General features: G+C 41.5%; 14 protein-coding genes. 8 read left to right on the top strand and 6 right to left on the bottom strand.

What is annotated here, in order from left to right; genetic code table 11:
* The first annotated feature begins 4 nt into the window (after window positions 1–4).
* From A7P55_RS17055 to A7P55_RS17040, 4 genes are all read left to right on the top strand, one after another.
* Entirely contained in the window at window positions 5–358 is a 354-nt protein-coding gene (locus A7P55_RS17055) for an ethanolamine utilization protein EutQ (RefSeq protein WP_016540333.1), read from the top strand.
* Between the two features lie 145 nt (window positions 359–503).
* The gene (locus A7P55_RS17050; protein WP_171553027.1) at window positions 504–1,679 is read left to right on the top strand and encodes a hypothetical protein; all 1,176 of its coding nucleotides are present in this window, start codon (window positions 504–506) and stop codon (window positions 1,677–1,679) included.
* A gap of 80 nt (window positions 1,680–1,759) precedes the next feature.
* The gene (locus A7P55_RS17045) at window positions 1,760–2,377 is read left to right on the top strand and encodes a MarC family protein (RefSeq protein WP_171553026.1); all 618 of its coding nucleotides are present in this window, start codon (window positions 1,760–1,762) and stop codon (window positions 2,375–2,377) included.
* Window positions 2,378–2,535: 158 nt separating this feature from the next.
* On the top strand, window positions 2,536–3,705 hold the full coding sequence (locus tag A7P55_RS17040) for an MFS transporter (protein ID WP_171553025.1): 1,170 nt from the start codon (window positions 2,536–2,538) through the stop codon (window positions 3,703–3,705).
* Window position 3,706: 1 nt separating this feature from the next.
* Here A7P55_RS17040 and A7P55_RS17035 read toward each other — a convergent pair whose 3' ends face one another.
* On the bottom strand, window positions 3,707–5,197 hold the full coding sequence (locus A7P55_RS17035) for an amidase family protein (protein ID WP_171553024.1): 1,491 nt from the start codon (window positions 5,195–5,197) through the stop codon (window positions 3,707–3,709).
* 204 nt (window positions 5,198–5,401) lie between these two features.
* Between A7P55_RS17035 and A7P55_RS17030 the strand changes: the two genes are divergently transcribed.
* Window positions 5,402–5,881: a hypothetical protein gene (locus A7P55_RS17030; RefSeq protein ID WP_004807536.1), complete on the top strand. Its 480-nt coding sequence runs from the start codon at window positions 5,402–5,404 to the stop codon at window positions 5,879–5,881.
* 53 nt (window positions 5,882–5,934) lie between these two features.
* Here the strand turns inward: A7P55_RS17030 and accC are convergent, their stop codons facing one another.
* From accC to A7P55_RS17005, 5 genes are all read right to left on the bottom strand, one after another.
* Window positions 5,935–7,299, bottom strand: a complete 1,365-nt coding sequence (gene accC, locus A7P55_RS17025) for an acetyl-CoA carboxylase biotin carboxylase subunit (protein WP_171553023.1) — start codon at window positions 7,297–7,299, stop codon at window positions 5,935–5,937.
* A 17-nt stretch (window positions 7,300–7,316) separates the two neighbouring features.
* Window positions 7,317–7,736: an acetyl-CoA carboxylase biotin carboxyl carrier protein gene (gene accB / locus A7P55_RS17020; protein ID WP_004807532.1), complete on the bottom strand. Its 420-nt coding sequence runs from the start codon at window positions 7,734–7,736 to the stop codon at window positions 7,317–7,319.
* Window positions 7,737–7,762: 26 nt separating this feature from the next.
* Complete coding sequence (gene aroQ / locus A7P55_RS17015) at window positions 7,763–8,212, bottom strand: type II 3-dehydroquinate dehydratase (protein ID WP_016163522.1); 450 nt, start codon at window positions 8,210–8,212, stop codon at window positions 7,763–7,765.
* A 726-nt stretch (window positions 8,213–8,938) separates the two neighbouring features.
* Window positions 8,939–9,973 (bottom strand): ABC transporter substrate-binding protein, encoded by a 1,035-nt coding sequence (locus A7P55_RS17010; protein WP_171553022.1) that lies wholly within the window; start codon window positions 9,971–9,973, stop codon window positions 8,939–8,941.
* On the bottom strand, window positions 9,974–10,564 hold the full coding sequence (locus A7P55_RS17005; RefSeq protein WP_004807526.1) for an ANTAR domain-containing protein: 591 nt from the start codon (window positions 10,562–10,564) through the stop codon (window positions 9,974–9,976).
* Between the two features lie 525 nt (window positions 10,565–11,089).
* On the opposite strand from A7P55_RS17005, the gene A7P55_RS17000 reads away from it, so the two are divergent.
* The 3 genes from A7P55_RS17000 to nirD are packed head-to-tail and all read left to right on the top strand — an operon-like array spanning window position 11,090 to window position 16,654.
* The gene (locus A7P55_RS17000) at window positions 11,090–12,448 is read left to right on the top strand and encodes an MFS transporter (RefSeq protein WP_171553283.1); all 1,359 of its coding nucleotides are present in this window, start codon (window positions 11,090–11,092) and stop codon (window positions 12,446–12,448) included.
* A gap of 28 nt (window positions 12,449–12,476) precedes the next feature.
* Window positions 12,477–15,023, top strand: a complete 2,547-nt coding sequence (gene nirB, locus A7P55_RS16995; protein ID WP_216078074.1) for a nitrite reductase large subunit NirB — start codon at window positions 12,477–12,479, stop codon at window positions 15,021–15,023.
* An 11-nt stretch (window positions 15,024–15,034) separates the two neighbouring features.
* Window positions 15,035–16,654, top strand: a complete 1,620-nt coding sequence (gene nirD / locus A7P55_RS16990) for a nitrite reductase small subunit NirD (RefSeq protein ID WP_171553021.1) — start codon at window positions 15,035–15,037, stop codon at window positions 16,652–16,654.
* Window positions 16,655–16,772: the final 118 nt, after the last annotated feature.

The raw sequence follows: 16,772 nt of genomic DNA, 5'->3' as shown, positions 1-16,772 counted from the left end.
GATAATGAGTGAAGTTCGTTTAGTTGATAGTAAACAATTGATTTTTAACCTCCGTGGTGAAACACCTCAAGGTACTGCTTATGTTGCTAGAGCATTAGGAGCCGATGTTTCTCCAAATATGGGTATCGGTTTTGCACGTTGGGAAGGGGCGGAAGTGAGTTGGAAGTTACTTTATGACGAAGTCATTTTTGTCATTGAAGGCTGTTTTGAACTCACTGCAAATGGACAGAAGTACGAAGTTCGGCCAGGGCAGATGCTCTGGATACCTGAGGGTACAGAACTTATTTATGGTGGGCATGCCTGCTTTGGTTATGTAGTATATCCAGGTAATTGGAAAGAAATACATGGTTTATCTTGAACTTAATTCCACCACTTTTAAGCTGAAAATTAATTTTCAGTGTTGGTTTTTTTAGATTATGACTCATATGAGCAAAGTCTCTTGATTAAAAATGAGGGAGAAATAACCACAGATTTCTCTCCAACATCTATACAAGGAGATATGAATGCATACCGTATTTAGCAAGTTAAGTGTAGGATTATTTGCAGCTGGGGTGACACTTCCTAGTTTTGCCGCAATGACTTTGGGTGACCCAAAAACTGATACAGGTGCTGTGACGGTTTCAGGTGCATTGCGAGCCAAATATAATTATAAAGATTATGGTCCAAATATTGACTCGGATAACAGTATTAAGTTTGATGCTGCGATTGTGAATATCGCTTATGAATCACCTAAAGTCTTTGGGAATGTACAGTGGCGTTGTTATCAATGGTCTGAATTATGTGATTTTTCAACTTTAGTGTCGGCCTATGCGGGTTATCGTTTAAACAGTACAGATCATATTACACTGGGCTTACAGCCTGTACCTTTTGGTCCTAGCCGGTTTTGGGATAGCAGCTTTTATGCGGGTCTCAATTATACAATGGGACTTCAAGATGTACTCAATCTAGGGATTAATTATCATACTGAATTGCCTTCAGCCACCAAGATTGATTTAGCATACTTTGCCCGCGATGGTGGTCATTATACTGGGACAGCAGATAAAGATACGGCTCGTTATTCTGCCAATACAGTGAAAACAAATGATCCAACCATGACGAGCTTAAAAGAAAAAAATATGTTTGTAATGAGAGCTAAACAAGAGCTTAGTTTTTTCAATAATGATGACTTAGACATGGCTGTCGGCGGAAGTTACTGGTATTCAACGATTGAGAATCAACAGAATCATAAAGACGGCAATCGTAAAGCTTGGTCATTATTTAATACGCTCAACTATCAGAACTTGGGAATAACCCTGACCGCTGGACAAATCAAAATTGATAATAAGGATTCAAATTCCAATTACTCGACATTTGGTTCATTTGATTCAGCATACAACATTGCAAATAGTGGCACTTTTTATTCAGTCGATGTGAACTATATCTTTAAGGATGTCATAAATGGACTAAATGTTACGCCTTATGTGGTCTTGAGTGGATTGAATAAAGATGAGCAGAATTATAAAAACTCTCAACGAAATATCATCGGCGCAGCTTGGAACTATAAGAAGATCTCGCTTTATTCCGAATATATCACCAGTAAAAATGACCCATTTATTGGTGGAACTGCAAATTCTTTGGCAGGCGGTGACGATAGTCAGTGGAACAAATTGTTGAATGTCATGTTTGTTTATAATTTTTAATCATTTGCAAACAATCGTATGAACTCAATCTTTCGTAGAAAGTTGATTAACCTATTGAGGACTCATTGGAGTATGGGGCGATGACTTCTTCTTATTTGAGCACATTTCTCTTATTTTTCTCATTGTTGAATCCATTTCTTATGAGTATTTATATGATTGGGTTAATTAGACATACAGAGACCAAAATATTTAATCGTGCGCTAATACAAGGTGGGCTGATTGCTTATGTTGTGTTTATACTTTTTGCTTGGGGAGGTGAGGCAATTTTTAGTAAGTATTTAAATGTACGATTTGAATCGTTCCAGATATTTGGTGGCCTTATTTTTTTGGTCATTGGTTATCGCTATGTTTTCCAAGGGGCAGATACGATTGGTGAAATGAGAGGTGCTCCAGAGCATCTAGCGGGTACAGTCGCCATGCCTTTTATGATTGGCCCTGGAACAATCAGTGCTGCCGTGGTAACAGGCATGAGGATGTCAATTACTGAAGCAGCAATTGTGATTGCATGTACGCTATTTTTAACATGTAGTGTATTAATCGTGATGAAACTCTCGCATGATCATTTGCGTTATAAGCATGCCAAATATATTGATCGCTATTTCGATATTGTGGGTCGACTTGCTGCACTGCTTATAGGCACAATTGCAATTGATATGATTGTAAACGGAGTTACAAGACTCGTGATGAAAACTGCTTAATGTAAATGCAGCAAGTGCATTTGGAAGTGTAGGCTAATTATCGTTTTATAGAGGATTTAAAGCCAATAATTTGTATATATAATTGGACGCTAAAAATAAATTAGCTGCTCACTCTGTTAGAGTGGAACTCGTTATATAGGTCTAATGATCCAAGATAAATGCAACCACTGACCATTAATACCAGACTCGCTGGCTTCTACTTTTTCTACTACGCCATAGTCGGGACATTCATGCCGTATTGGAACCTGTATCTACAAGATCAGGGGTTCAATTATCAAGAGATCGGTATTCTTTCTTCAATTGCGATTATTACCCGTTTTTTTGCGCCATTGATTTGGGGCTGGATTGCCGATAAATCAGGTAAAAGAATGCTTTTGGTGCGTATTGCGACATGGATGGAAGCCTGTATCTGGTTTGCCATATTTGTGATTCCGAATAGCTTTCAATCAGTCGCTTTGCTGATGCTGATTTTTAGCTTCTTTCAAAATGCTATCTTGGCGCAATTTGAAGGGGTAACTTTATTTTGGCTTGGCGAAAAACGTGCAGAACTCTATGGCAAAGTGCGTAAATGGGGTTCAGTCGGTTTTATTGTCGGTGTATTTGTCATAGGGGCTTTGTTGGAAGTTATTCCAATTTCAATGCTGCCAATTTTACTGCTCTCTGTTTCGTTTTTGGCTTTTCTCTGGTCATTTAGTATTAAAGAACCAGAGCATGCACCAAGTTCACAAAAAACACTTGAACCGCTAATGCCGATTTTAAAACGACCTATTGTGGCGGCATTTTTCAGTATCGAATTTATTTTGCTGTTTTCATTGGCGCCGTTTTATAGCTTTTATAGTAACTATCTAAAAGAAATCGGCTTTAGCACTACACAAATTGGTAGTTTATGGGCGATGGGGGTGATTGCTGAAATCGTCATGTTTGCTGTGGCACAAAAGCTATTCTTTACTCGCTTTTCATGGCGAATATTGGTGGTGATTTGTCTGCTTTTGACCAGTTTACGTTGGTTCTTAGTTGGTATCTTGGAGAGCAATTACATTGGGCAGTTGCTTGCTCAATCTTTGCATGCCTTTAGCTTTGGCTTGTTCCATCTGATTGCCATGAAAGTGATTTTCCAGAACTTTACGCCTGAGCAGCAAGGCCGAGGGCAGGCGTTGTATAGCACCATGTGGGGTCTAGGGGTAGCATCTGGAAGTTTATTGGCAGGGCACTATTGGCAAGTTTTTTCAGGTGCGACGATTTTCTTCTGCGCCAGTATTGCCGTGTTATTAGGTTTATTGCTTGTAGTATGGCTGCCGAATCAAGTGGAAACAGCAGCCAAAAGTTAAGCTAGATTTGGATATTCTTATATTGTGGCAGCCACGGTTGTGCTTGTTCTAGTTGAGCAGCAAGTTGCAACAAGCGGTCTTCACGCCCAAAAGGCGCGATAAACTGGCTACCAAGTGGCATACTGTGTTTATTCCAGTACAAAGGGACTGACATGGCAGGTAGGCCTGTTACATTGGCGAGCTGGGTAAAAGGTACCCAACTTAAATTGTCCTGCACCATTTTCTCAACCAGTTTACCTTGCGCCAGATAATGCGCTTTACCAACTTTTAACAAGCCTTTGAGAATGGGTTTCTGCCAAGCGGGTGTGGCAACCTCACCATTTTTTGGTGCGACAGAAGCTGTGGTTGGGGTGAGGTATAAGTCATAATTTTCAAAGAAAATATTCATCTGGGTACTGTATAGCCCCCAATTATTTAAGGTATGAATATATTCTGTTGCCGTGGTCTTCGCTCCAAAGGCAGCTAAAGCTATCGAATCGAGTTCGAAATCACGATCAGTAGCACCCGCCATTTGTTTGATTTGTGCCTGCATATAGGAGAACTGACTGAACCATGTCGTAACGAAATCTTTTGCAAGTTCCAACCCATCAATTTGCGGACGATCTTCAACCACAATATGACCCAATGATTCCAATAACTTCGCTGTTCGTTGCACAGCTTGGATGGCATCTTTAGAAATCTTGGTGCCAATTGGTGATTGGGTACTGAAGGCAATGCGGAGTTTCTTAGGTGCTTGCTGAATAACATCTAAATATTTTTGTTCAGGGGCTTCAATTCGAAATAATGAGGTTTGTTCAGGGCCTTGCACTGCATCTAGCATGGCCGCACTATCTCGAACGGTTTTGCTGAGTACATGTTGCATCGCTGCGCCATGCATGGCTTCACTAAATTGTGGTCCCCACGGTGTACGTCCACGACTGGGTTTTAATCCAAACAAACCACAATAAGAAGCAGGGATACGAATTGATCCACCACCATCTCCAGCACCTGCAATCGGTACCAACCCAGCTGCAACGGCTGAAGCGGACCCACCAGAAGAACCACCGCTATTATGTTTTAAATTCCATGGATTGTGGCATGAACCCCACGCATCTGGTTCTGTAATTCCTTTAATACCAAACTCTGGGATATTGGTACGACCAAATGTGACAATACCAGTTTGTTCCCAGCGATTGACAATTTCTGCATTAAAGTCTGGTGTGTAATTGATTTTTTTTAATGCATGGCTGCCATAGGAGGTTGGTATACCTTGGTATTCTTGGAATAGGTCTTTGACGAGAAAAGGAACGCCTGCAAATGCACCACTAAGGTTCTGTTGCGCGTGTTGTTTGGCTTGTTCGTACATCGGGATAATGATGGCATTCAGTTTCGGATTGACCTGATTGCTCCGTTCTAATGCGATTTCGAGCAGCTCTGATGGGTGAACTTCTTTGTTTTTGACTAACTCAGCTAACCCTAAACCATCGTACTGTACGTATTCTGAAAATTTCATGGCTTTTATCCCTAAAGCGAAAATCTTTATAAAGTAAAAAGTTAAATACAATTTGAAAAATAGGATACCTGAAAAAGTGTCAAAACAAGCAACTAAATTACATGGTAAAAATATTGTGTTTATATGGTTATGAATGCATGCTTTTATCAAAAAATATGCTAATTTAAGCCTATGCACCGTTAAGATGACGACTTAATTAAATCTATGAAAAATATTTATATTATTGGATTATTATGGGCTTGCTCAACATGGACTATGGCAGAGACGGTCGTAAATGACAAAGCAACTGTGACACCCCAACAAATAGCCAAAGCAAATGCAATTCGGGTCACAACTCGCCCTGAAATTATGGGACTGTGGGGAATGGAAATTCCAAACAATAAGAAGTGTGTCGAATACTACAACTTCCGTGGTGCAAGTGATGTGGTGATTAAAAGTGGTCAAGAATGGTCCTATGGCTTATATGATTATCAGCCATCAGAAGATCATAAAGAGCGCTTGCCAGCATTAGTTCTGCAAATCAAATATGACAATAATGAAATGGACTGTTCAGGTCAAAAGCAAGATCAAACGGGTGAAGTTTCTCAATACTTTGTAAAATGGGCCAATGATTCAACCATCGATTTTTGTGCTAGCGAGAAAGGCGACAAGTGTTTTGCAACCTTGCGTCGTGTATTACCTTAATAAGATTGAGTTAGACATAAAAAAGCCTCTTATAATTTAAGAGGCTTTTTTATTTAGGCTTTTTCAGCTTTTGGTTCAAGCTGTTTTAGCAAATGTTTTTCAAGATAATGAATATCCATTGCCTGTTCACAGAAATTTTTGTCTTGTAAGATCAAATCTTTATGCAATGGAATATTGGTTTTAATTCCTGTCAAAATCATTTCATCTAATGCATGGCGCATACGAGCTAACGATGTTTCACGGTCTTTACCATGCGAAATCAATTTTGCAATCATTGAATCATAGTAAGGCGGGATGTTATAGCCCTGATAGATGTGTGAATCTAAACGGATACCGGCACCACCTGGCGCATAGAAACTTTCAATTTTACCTGGAGAAGGTAAGAACGTGGTTGGATCTTCAGCATTGATACGGCATTCAATCGCATGACCTTTAACTTCGATTTGCTCTTGTTCAAGTTCAAGGCCTAAACCTGCAGCAATACGAAGTTGTTGTTCAATGATATCAACCCCAGTCACCATTTCAGTCACAGGATGTTCAACTTGAACACGGGTATTCATTTCAATGAAGAAGAATTCGCCATCTTCAAATAAAAATTCAAATGTACCTGCACCACGATACTGCATCAACTTACATGCGTTCACACACGCTTCTAAAATATCAGCACGCGCTTGTTCAGGTAGGTTTGGTGCAGGTGCTTCTTCTAATACTTTTTGATGACGACGTTGTAAAGAACAGTCGCGATCATAGAGGTGAATCGCATGGCCATTACCATCACCAAGAACCTGTACTTCGACATGACGTGGTTTCTGTAAGAAACGTTCCATATAAACCGTATCGTCACCGAACCACATTTCAGCATCGCGTTGCGCCGCTTGAACCGATTCAAGTAGTGTGTCGACACGTTCTACAATACGCATACCACGACCGCCACCACCGGAAGCCGCTTTCACGATCAATGGGAAGCCGATTTCTTTTGCTTCCGCGAGTGCATTGTTAATCGTTACAGCATGGTCACAGCCAGGTACGGTTGGTACGCCAGACTTTTTCATTGCAATAATCGCTGATACTTTATTCCCCATCAGGCGAATATGTTCAGGGCGAGGGCCAATGAAAATAAAGCCAGAACTTTCAACGATTTCAGCAAATTCCGCATTTTCGGATAAAAAGCCATAACCAGGATGGATTGCATCCGCACCTGTGATTTCTGCAGCAGTAATAATTGCAGGAATATTTAAATAGCTTTCACTACTTGCACCCGGCCCGATACATACTGCTTCATCAACGAAGCGTAAGTGCATTAAGTCTTTATCAGCATCTGAATAGATACCAACTGTTTTAATGCCAAGAGTTTTACAAGCCCGAGTAATTCGTAAAGCGATTTCGCCACGGTTTGCAATTAATACTTTTTGCAACATAGGAATCCCCAAACTGATTAAGCACGGTAGCGGAAAAGTGGTTGACCGAATTGGATCACTTCACCATTTTTCACTAGAATTTCTTCAATGACGCCGCTTTTTGTTGCTTCAATCGGGTTCATGATTTTCATTGCTTCAATGATCCCTAATGTTTCACCCGCAGATACTGTTTGACCTACATTTACAAATGGCGCTTCACCTGGACTTGGTGCTGCATAGAACACACCAACCATTGGTGATGATTCAACTGCACCACGTGGTGTTTTTGCTGCTGGTGCTGGCGCAGCAACTGTTGGAGCTGCAGCTACAGCAGCCGCGGCATAAACAGGAGTAGGGCGAGTTAATGAGATAGATTGGTCGCCTTCCTTAACTTCAATCGCTTGTAAGTCAGATTCAATCATCAAGTCGATGAGCTTCTTGATTTTACGGATATCCATGAGTGAGCATTCCTAAAAAGTCTAAATTAGTTAGAAGATTGAATTTTTTCGATAGCGTAATCGAGAGCAAAGGAATAACCCTTTGCACCTAAGCCACAAATTACGCCAATGGCTTTATCTGATAAATATGAGTGATGACGGAATGATTCACGGGCGTGAACATTTGACAAATGAACCTCAATAAATGGGATCGCAACACCAAGTAAGGCATCGCGTAAAGCAACTGAGGTATGGGTCAAGGCAGCAGGGTTGATAATGATAAATTTCACACCCTCGTTTTGTGCTTGATGGATACGATCGACAATCGCACCTTCCCAATTGCTTTGAAAAGTATCTAGTGTAAGTGATGCATGTTGGGCTTGAGCGGTGAGTTGCTGGTTAATATCATCTAGCGTGAGATAACCATATACCTCTGGTTCGCGTTTTCCTAGCAAGTTCAAATTCGGTCCATGAATTACCAAAATGGTTGAGCTCATTCAGCCTGCTCCAATTCTAAATCTGCAAAAGTTTTTTGCAAGATGTCTGCAAAGTTTGCTTATTATGGCATAAAATTCTGCAATTTTTTATAATTTGTTTTAATCGATGAAGAAATTTGCATGCCAAGCATGGTGCATATAATGAAAACTTTGCAAGGAATTGGCAATGTTAAAATATGACAAAATTTAGCGTAATTTTATTTTTAAACATTCTAAACTGAATTACCTCATTTCGTTCATGGGATTTGTGTAACTCAGCAGTCAAACTATTTATATTTTGGTATTTTAGCGCGACTTAAATCCTTAGAAAAGAATTGGGTAAAGTGTATTTTTATGTGATCCAATAGGATGAATGTTTCATACTAACATATTGTTTTTATGTGCTTAAATTATTATTTATGAAGATGTTAAACCCATAGTTGCTAAAATATAACTATTGAATAGTTTTTGATACTACTTAGCCATTGCCTGGCATTGTGAAGCGCGTTGTTACCGCAATGCAAGATGATTAGAGATTGAACACTGTTGTCGCTTATTCAGTTGGCAGAAATGATAAAAATTCGCATTCTAGATGGCAGTTAATGACATAAAAATGTCCGAAAAAGATATCTCTGCTTTCAATATGATAGTGATTACTTAAGGGGTTACTTTTGATTGGCGTAATCCCTTTTGGGTCTTTCAAAAGCTGTCTTGATCGTTAAAGACAGCTTTTTTTTGTCCTTAATTTTATGGGGTATTTGCAGCAGCTTGATATGTTTCGAGCAGCAGACAATTCTGTGCTTGAGTCAGATAAGTGTCTTGTTCTAGCTCCAAAGCATTCCATTTATTCATTTGTTGAAATAACCATTCAAAGTCTTGGGCTTTTGGTTCAGCACTGTTGAGTACAAAATTCCGAATGATATTCTGGATGGCAAAGTACTTTTCAACATGAACGTCTGGCGAACAATGAAATTGAATGACATCAAATTCAATGAGAAGTTGCCATACAGGGCTGAAATCATCCAGTTGACGTAATTCTTGTTGCGCTTTGATAATGGCACTGGTCAATGCAACCAATGTATGTGGATGTTGCTGCGCCCATTCTTGCGTAACCGCTAAGACTTTGTCGGCAACATTAGGAATAATATGTTGGCTCGAACAGACGATGTGACTTAAACCCTGTAACTCAGCTTGCGTATTCCAGGGTTCTCCGACACAAAAGCCATCTATCAGATGATTACTCAAGGCCTCGACCATATAGGGTGGCGGCAATGTTTTCACCTGAATCGATTGTGCGAGCTTCGGATCAGCCAAAGCCAGCCATTCTCTTAAACAATAGTGATGAATTGAGTGTTGAAACACATGCGCCAACGAGACGTTTTGATGCTGGTGAATGTAATCCGTCAGTTTCTTGGCTGAACTTTCCGCAGAATCTTGTTTCTGAATATCGAGTGCATAGCAGAGCTTCTGGCTCAAGCTAATAAAGGCACGGTTTTCACTGAGCAATAACGGGGTTTGCAGTGGAATCCCGATTTGATCGTTGCCTACAGCCGCAGCAGGTAACATAGCAGACAGACAATGAGCAGCATCGAGTAAGCCAAAAGCAAGGCGATCTCTTAAACTGGCCCAAGATGCCTCTTTGACTAAATTCACCTTCAAACCGACATCTTCAAAAAAACCACGCTGTTTTGCCCAAAGTAATGCGACACAATCAAGTAAAGGAATATAGCCCAGTTGTAATTCGGTTTTCTCTACTTTTGCTAATTCGACTAAATGGCTCATCTATTCATCCTTTAGTTGATTATTTAAAAGTTGTTGGGCATCGAGTAAACGCCGCGCCATTTCTCCAATGGTCATACGATGGCTCATGGCATTCTTTCGGAGTAACTGAAAGGCGGTGTCTTCGGTTAAGCCATGTAATTGCATCAGCAATACTTTGGCTTTTTCGACATCCTTACGGTCTGCCAACTTGGTTTTAGCATCTTTGAGGTCACATTCCAGCTTTTTATGCTTTTTATATTGCTCAATTGAAATGTCTAAAATCGTGTGCAGACGGCTTGGATCAATACCGTCGACAATATACGCGGTAATCCCTGCATCGATGGCTTGTTTAATCATGTCTTTGTCAGTGTTCTTGGTAAACAGAACGGTGGGTAGGTCAAAGTTACTGACACAACTTTCGATCACATCGCGATGTGGGTGATCCATATCAAGCAGAATCACATCGGCTTGAAGATGTTCGAGTTTAAAAATATTGAGATGATCGAGGGTAAAACAAGCCACTACATCAAAGTCATGTTCAATCAAACAGGTTTTTATGTATTCAGCTCGAGCCTGGTCGTCATCAATAAGTGCGATCTTGAGTTTCGGCATAAGTATATAGGTCAAACGGTGGGGTTATGCACAGATATAAAGTGCTGTGCGTATTTTTTTTGAAGCAAAATTAGTGCCAGTCAATTGTTTTCATTTCTTATTCGGTGCAATCGCTCCATGGGGCGTATTGTTTATGCGCTTTATTGTATCGTTGTGACCAATTAGAAGAAATGAAAAATTTGAATTATATCCTCCAGAATGAAATATGCACTTTTTAAGTGCGTAAAAAGAGTTGTTTTGAAGCAGTGCGAATTATGCTTTAAAACAGTTCGTTGTACTGAACTTGCACTCTTTAACCGAATTTGCATTCATTAAAAAGAAAGAATAAATAGATAAAATATATATAAAACAATGGTTAATATTTTATTTCCATGCCATTAATGAATACTTGGCACAGCATTTGCTAACTATTCCTTGAGTCAAAGATGACTTGCAAAATTGTAAGACGGCCAACGATGTCCGATCTGATCGGTTTGTTGATACAGCGTGATGTATTAACAACACATGATACGTTCAGTATGGGAGATGGCAATGTCTTTAGATTTATCGGCGAAAAAAGCCACATCAATTAAGTTATTTAACTTTTCCGCACCAGCGATGCGGGCATTCCACATGAGTTGGCTTGCTTTCTTCGTGTGTTTCTTTGCTTGGTTTGCCTGTGCACCGTTAATGCCAGTGATTGCAGGCGAGTTCCATCTCACCAAAGATCAGATCGCCAATATCAATATTGCTGCTGTTGCAATCACGATTGTGGTTCGATTAATCGTTGGCCCATTGTGTGACAAATATGGCCCACGTAAAACTTATACTGCACTCTTATTGCTGGGCAGCATTCCTGTATTTGGTGTTGCTGCAGCCAATAGTTATGAATCCTTCCTATTTTTCCGCTTATTGATTGGTGCAATTGGCGCCAGCTTTGTGATTACGCAATACCATACCAGCATTATGTTTGCACCAAATGTTGTAGGCACCGCAAATGCCGCTTCAGCGGGTTGGGGGAATGCAGGTGGTGGTGCGACACAAGCTTTGATGCCTTTACTGTTGTCTGCCTTGGTGATGTTCGGTGTTGAACAAGCCTTGGGTTGGAGAATTGCATTGCTTGTACCGGGTGTGATGATGCTGATCGTAGGTGTGCTTTATTGGAAGCTGACCCAAGACTGCCCACAAGGTGATTTTAAAGAGCTACGCGCGCAAGGTGTGGTAGTTGGAAGCGATAAAAAAGGTGGCATGGCAATCCTAATGCATGCAGCACGTAACTATCGGGTCTGGATTCTATTCTGCTCTTATGCGGCATGCTTCGGTATCGAAATTTTCATGCACAACATCATTGCGATGTATTACGTCGAACACTTCAACTTTGGCTTAAAAGAAGCGGGACTGGCTGCAGGGGTTTTTGGTTTGCTGGCACTGTTTGCCCGTGCGCTTGGCGGTATTGTTTCAGACAAAGTGGCACTGAAAAAAGGTTTGGATGGCCGCACTAAAATCTTGTTTCTGTTGATCTTGGGTGAAGGTCTATTCCTAATGCTATTCGCGCATATGAATAGTGCAGTTCTTGCAATCCTCAGTATGACTATCTTCGCACTGTTTACCCATATGGCATGCGGTGCGACTTATGCCTTGGTTCCATTTATTGATCGTGATGCACTCGGTGGTGTGGCAGGCATTATTGGTGCAGGTGGCAATGTCGGTGCAGTCGCAGCAGGATTCTTGCTAAAAGGAATGGTCGATTTTCAAACTTGTTTAATGGTTTTAGGCGGCTTAGTGGTCATTGCTGCAAGCTCAGTAATGCTGATCCGATTCTCGGTAGAGCACAAAGAAAAAGAACAACAGCTGTTTGAGCAAGCCATGTTGGAACGTCGTTCAGAACAAAGCAGCGCAGCTTAATCAAAGATTAGATTTGAGGAGAAACACAATGAAATTAGTGATGATTGGTCACGGTATGGTGGGGCATAAATTTATCGAAGCCATCTTAGAGAAAGCTGATGATGAATTAGAAATTACCATTCTTGCTGAAGAACCACGTATTGCCTATGACCGCGTACATTTGACTGAATACTTCTCTGGTAAAACAGCAAAAGACTTATCACTGGCTCGTTTTGATTTTGCGGACGCGCACGGTATTGATTTAAGACTAAATACCAAAGCGATGGAAATTAATGCGGTAGAGCAAACAGTCACCACCAACTTTGGCGATGTGATTCATTATGACAAATTGGTATTAGCAACAGGTTCATACGCCTTTGTTCCCCCAATTTCAGGTAACGATCGTGAAAACTGTTTTGTGTATCGTACTATTGAGGACTTGGATGCGATTCGTGCAGCAAGTTTAAACGCAAAGACAGGTGTGGTAATTGGTGGCGGCTTATTGGGGTTGGAAGCGGCCAAAGCATTGCGTGATTTAAATCTGGAAACGCATGTCGTGGAGTTCGCACCGCGTTTGATGGCAGTACAAATTGATGATCTTGGCGGTAAAGTATTACGCCGTAAAATTGAAAATCTTGGGGTAAAAGTTCATACCCAAAAAGCGACTCAATGTATTGAAGCAGGTGATAGTGCAACCCATGTCATGAAGTTTGCGGATGGCAGCGAGCTGGAAACAGACATCATTTTATTCTCGGCAGGGATTCGCCCACGTGATGAATTGGCACGACTCAGCGGCTTGGCATTGGGTGAGCGTGGCGGGATTAAAATCAATGATTACTGCCAAACCTCAGATCAACATATCTATGCGATTGGTGAGTGTGCGCTGTGGGATAACAAAATCTATGGCTTAGTCGCACCTGGTTATGACATGGCACGAATTGCTGCAAAACATATCCTAGCAGAGGAAACCCATTGTTTTGCGGGTGCAGATATGAGCACCAAGTTGAAGTTGATGGGGGTCGATGTTGCCTCTGTTGGTGATGCGCATGGCATGACGCCAAACTCACTCAGCTATTTCTATGCGGATGAAGATAGCTTGGTCTATAAAAAGATCGTGGTCGATGCAGACAAGACTAAATTGCTCGGTGCGGTCTTGGTGGGTGATGCCAAAGAATACAATGATCTGCTACAAATGATGCTGAATGGGCTGGCACTACCAGAAACGCCTGAAAGTTTAATCATGCCAGGCTTTGCCGATTCAGGTGCGAAAGCAGGTGGCAGTGGTGTCGATTTATTGCCTGATAGTGCAACCATTTGTTCATGTAACAACGTATCTAAAGCCGATATTTGCCAAGCGATTTGTGACGGTTCAACCTCACTCGGTGCTTTGAAGAAATGTACCAAAGCAGCGACAGCCTGTGGTGGTTGTGCACCGTTAGTGACGCAAGTGTTGAAGTCTGAACTACAACGCCAAGGCGTAACGGTGAATAACCATGTTTGTGAACACTTCCCATACTCACGCCAAGAAATTTATCACTTGGTTCGTGTCAATGAAATCAAGACCTTTGATGATTTGATTCATCAACATGGTCATGGTCTAGGCTGTGATATTTGTAAACCAATGGCGGCTAATATTTTGGCATCGTGCTGGAATGATTTTGTACTGGAACCAAGCCATGCAGGCTTACAAGACAGTAATGATTACTACTTGGGCAATATTCAAAAAGATGGTTCATACTCGGTTGTGCCGCGTATGGCAGGTGGGGAAGTCACACCTGATGGCTTAATCGCTGTTGGTCAAATTGCCAAAAAATATAACCTATATACCAAAATTACGGGTGGACAACGGGTCGACTTATTTGGCGCGCAAATTCATCAACTCCCATTTATTTGGGAAGAACTCAACGCAGCAGGTTTTGAATCTGGCCATGCGTACGGTAAATCCTTACGTACCGTGAAATCCTGTGTCGGTAGTACATGGTGTCGTTATGGTGTTGATGATTCTGTTGGCTTGGCGATTGAACTTGAGAATCGTTATAAAGGCCTACGTTCACCGCATAAATTAAAAATGGCGGTGTCGGGTTGTACTCGTGAATGTGCAGAGGCACAAGGTAAAGACGTAGGGGTGATTGCCACCGAGAAAGGTTGGAACCTGTATGTCTGTGGGAATGGCGGTATGAAACCACGTCATGCAGAGCTATTGGCCTCAGACCTTGATACCCAAACCTTGATTCGTTATATCGACCGTTTCTTTATGTTCTATATCCAAACTGCAGATCGTTTACAGCGCACCAGTGTATGGCGTGACAATATGGAAGGCGGTTTGGATTATCTTAAATCAGTGATTGTCGATGATTCGCTAGGGCTTGCAGAAGAGTTAGAACTCCGTATGAGTCATGTGATTGGCACTTATCAAGATGAATGGCGTACCGCAGTTGAAGATCCTGAGATCCGTAAACGTTTCCAAACCTATATCAACGCCAGTGCAGAAGAGCAAGCTGATCCACATATTCAATTTACTCAAGTACGTGATCAGATTCGCCCTTTGAATGACGCTGAACGCTCAGTCGATCGAATCCCAATGGTTGAAGCATAAGGAGAACTCAAATGACTAGTTTAAAAAACATCGATATGCTGCCAGAAAATCAATGGGTCGAGGTGTGTGCGTTAGATGACATCACACCAAACACAGGCGTAGGCGCACTAATTGAAGGTCAATCCGTTGCATTGTTCCGTGTCGGGCATGAGAAGCGGATTTATGCACTTAGCAATAAAGATCCCTTCAGCCAAGCCAATGTGATGTGTCGCGGTATCATTGGCGATTTACAAGGCGAACGCGTGATTGCATCGCCGATTTATAAACAACATTTCAGCTTAGCGACAGGTCGTTGTTTGGAAGATAAAGATCAAAAGCTATTGGTCTTTCCAACCAAAATTGAAAATGGTCGGGTCTGGGTCGGGACAGTTCCGCAAAAGACTTATATTACCAACAATGGTGCTGCGCAAGAAAAGTTGAAATTGGTGCTGATTGGTAATGGTTTGGCGGGGATGCGTTGCCTAGAGGATTTACTGGACATGGCACCAGATCGCTATGAGGTGACGGTGATTGGTGAAGAACCTTGGGGCAATTACAACCGGATTATGCTGTCACCAGTACTTTCAGGTGAAAAAACTATTGATGACATCATGTTGCATCCACATGCTTGGTATCGCGACAAAGGGATTCAATTCATTGCGGATGATCCTGCGGTAAAAATTGATCGTACTCGTAAAGTGGTACATACCGAGAAAGGCGAAAGCGTTGATTATGATCGTTTGATTATTGCGACTGGTTCATCGCCTTTTATTCCACCCGTGCAAGGTGTGGATTTAAAAGGTGTGATCAGCTTCCGTGATATTTATGATGTAAACACTATGATCAAATATTGCGAAAGCAAGAAGAATGCCGTGGTGATTGGTGGTGGTTTGCTGGGTCTGGAAGCGGCGTATGGATTGAAACAACGTGGCATGAATGTGACAGTTCTACATCTGATGGAACGAATTATGGAACGTCAGTTGGATGGGCGTGCCAGCCGTATGTTGCGCCATAGTATTGAGCAAAAGGGCATCAATATCATTACGGAAGCCAATACTGAAGCATTGATTGGTGAAGACGGTCATGTCAGTCAAGTCCGACTTAAAGATGGAACTGTGTTGGATGCTGATTTGGTTATTTTTGCGGTCGGGATTCGTCCGAATATTGCTTTGGCGCAAAGTGCGGGACTACGCTGTAATCGCGGCATCTTGGTGAATGACACTATGCAAACCTTTGATCCAAGTATCTATGCTGTGGGCGAATGCATCGAGCATCGTAATCAAACTTTTGGTTTGGTTGAACCGCTGTGGGGACAAGCCTTCATTTGTGCAACACATTTGGCTGAACATGGCAGCTTAACCTTTAAATCACCAACCGTACCAACGCAGTTAAAGGTGAGTGGTGTCGACGTATTCTCTGCTGGGAATTTTGAACCGAAAGAGGATTATGAAGACATCATCCTCAATGATGATAAACGTCAAATTTATAAGCGTATCATTATCCAGAAAGACAAAGTGATTGGTGCGGTTCTGTTTGGTGATACGGAAGATGGCATGTGGTATGCCGAGTTGATTGCAGATCAAACACCCGTTTCTACATTTAGAAACAAGCTGTTATTTGGTAAGGATTTTGCAATGAAAAAGGCAGGGTAATATTTCTAAGAAATTAAATTCCTATGTAAGTAGTTTGATACTCGGAAAAGTCATCTGCAACCTGCATGGTTTTTGTAAGAAATGTTTCTGCGATGAACCTAAGTAGGTGACAGAAGAG

Source organism: Acinetobacter sp. Ac_5812 (assembly GCF_013072695.1).
Taxonomy (GTDB): Bacteria; Pseudomonadota; Gammaproteobacteria; order Pseudomonadales; family Moraxellaceae; genus Acinetobacter.
Note: the sequence above shows the minus strand (reverse complement) of the source record. Positions and strands in the feature narration are given on the sequence as shown.

Bases quoted from the DNA above. Each gene is read 5' to 3' on its own strand.
- A7P55_RS17055 (WP_016540333.1), top strand. From the start codon at position 5: ATGAGTGAAGTTCGTTTAGTTGATAGTAAACAATTGATTTTTAACCTC.
- A7P55_RS17050 (WP_171553027.1), top strand. From the start codon at position 504: ATGCATACCGTATTTAGCAAGTTAAGTGTAGGATTATTTGCAGCTGGG.
- A7P55_RS17045 (WP_171553026.1), top strand. From the start codon at position 1,760: ATGACTTCTTCTTATTTGAGCACATTTCTCTTATTTTTCTCATTGTTG.
- A7P55_RS17040 (WP_171553025.1), top strand. From the start codon at position 2,536: ATGCAACCACTGACCATTAATACCAGACTCGCTGGCTTCTACTTTTTC.
- A7P55_RS17035 (WP_171553024.1), bottom strand. From the start codon at position 5,197: ATGAAATTTTCAGAATACGTACAGTACGATGGTTTAGGGTTAGCTGAG.
- A7P55_RS17030 (WP_004807536.1), top strand. From the start codon at position 5,402: ATGAAAAATATTTATATTATTGGATTATTATGGGCTTGCTCAACATGG.
- accC (WP_171553023.1), bottom strand. From the start codon at position 7,299: ATGTTGCAAAAAGTATTAATTGCAAACCGTGGCGAAATCGCTTTACGA.
- accB (WP_004807532.1), bottom strand. From the start codon at position 7,736: ATGGATATCCGTAAAATCAAGAAGCTCATCGACTTGATGATTGAATCT.
- aroQ (WP_016163522.1), bottom strand. From the start codon at position 8,212: ATGAGCTCAACCATTTTGGTAATTCATGGACCGAATTTGAACTTGCTA.
- A7P55_RS17010 (WP_171553022.1), bottom strand. From the start codon at position 9,973: ATGAGCCATTTAGTCGAATTAGCAAAAGTAGAGAAAACCGAATTACAA.
- A7P55_RS17005 (WP_004807526.1), bottom strand. From the start codon at position 10,564: ATGCCGAAACTCAAGATCGCACTTATTGATGACGACCAGGCTCGAGCT.
- A7P55_RS17000 (WP_171553283.1), top strand. From the start codon at position 11,090: ATGGCAATGTCTTTAGATTTATCGGCGAAAAAAGCCACATCAATTAAG.
- nirB (WP_216078074.1), top strand. From the start codon at position 12,477: ATGAAATTAGTGATGATTGGTCACGGTATGGTGGGGCATAAATTTATC.
- nirD (WP_171553021.1), top strand. From the start codon at position 15,035: ATGACTAGTTTAAAAAACATCGATATGCTGCCAGAAAATCAATGGGTC.